Below are 1,063 nucleotides of genomic sequence, written 5' to 3'. Positions count from 1 at the left end.
AGCGCGAGCGGATCAAGATGCTTGAGCGCGAAGTGAAGGAGCTTCGCCAGGCGAACGAGATTCTCCGGAAGGCGTCGGCATATTTCGCACAGGCGGAGCTCGACCGCCGACCGAAGACATGATCGCATTCATTGACGATCATCGTAATGTTTATGGGGTCGAGCCGATCTGCAGGGTCCTGCCTATTGCCCCATCGACATATCATGAGGCGGATGCGCGGCGGCGTCGCCCCGAACGCAGGCCGCCGCGCGTCCGCCGGGATGAGGCGCTGAAGCCGGAGATCCTTCGTGTCTTCAACGAGAACTTCGCTGTCTATGGCGCCAACAAGGTCTGGCACCAGATGCGGCGGGAAGGCTTTGACGTGGCGCGTTGCACTGTCAGGCGCCTGATGAAGGCCATGGGCCTGCAGGGCATTATCCGCGGCAAGCCGCATCGCACGACCTACAGCGACAAGGCGGCGCCGTGCCCGCTCGACCATGTGAACCGCAACTTCAAGGCCCCGGCGCCGAACCGGCTCTGGGTCAGCGATTTCACCTATGTCTCGACCTGGGCAGGGTTTGTCTATGTCGCCTTCGTCATCGATGTGTTCGCCCGCCGCATTGTCGGCTGGCGGGTCAGCCGGACAGCGCATGCGGACTTCGTGCTTGATGCCCTTGAACAGGCCTTGCATGACCGGCGGCCCTGCTCTGGAAGTGGTCTTGTCCATCATTCAGATCGTGGCAGCCAGTATGTCAGTATACGGTATACGGAGCGTCTGGCCGAGGCAGGTCTTGAGCCGTCGGTGGGCAGTGTTGGTGACAGCTATGACAACGCTTTGGCGGAAACCATCAATGGACTCTACAAGGCCGAAGTCATCTGGCGGAAAGGCCCGTGGAAATCCATCGATGCCGTTGAATACGCCACCCTCGAATGGGTCGACTGGTTCAATCACCGCCGCCTGCTCGAGCCAATCGGAAACATCCCACCGGCAGAAGCCGAGGCCAACTACTTTGCAGCGCTGAAGGAAAACGCTATCGCTGCTTGACCCCAACCAAACAGCCTCCGGGGTTACCGGCGCGGTTCA

At 60.7% G+C, this 1,063-nt stretch carries 1 pseudogene and 1 other annotated feature; the pseudogene reads left to right on the top strand.

Annotation, left to right across the window (positions count from 1 at the left end):
• Positions 1 to 1,024, top strand: a pseudogene (locus B8784_RS16185) (IS3 family transposase); the annotation flags it as partial.
• Positions 77 to 193: a sequence feature (AL1L pseudoknot), on the top strand. (Overlaps the previous pseudogene by 117 nt.)
• Positions 1,025 to 1,063: the final 39 nt, after the last annotated feature.

The organism is Henriciella aquimarina (assembly GCF_002088975.1).
GTDB classification, from domain to species: Bacteria; Pseudomonadota; Alphaproteobacteria; order Caulobacterales; family Hyphomonadaceae; genus Henriciella; species Henriciella aquimarina.
The sequence above is the reverse complement of the archived record's forward strand: the minus strand, read 5'-3'. Positions and strand labels throughout refer to the sequence as shown.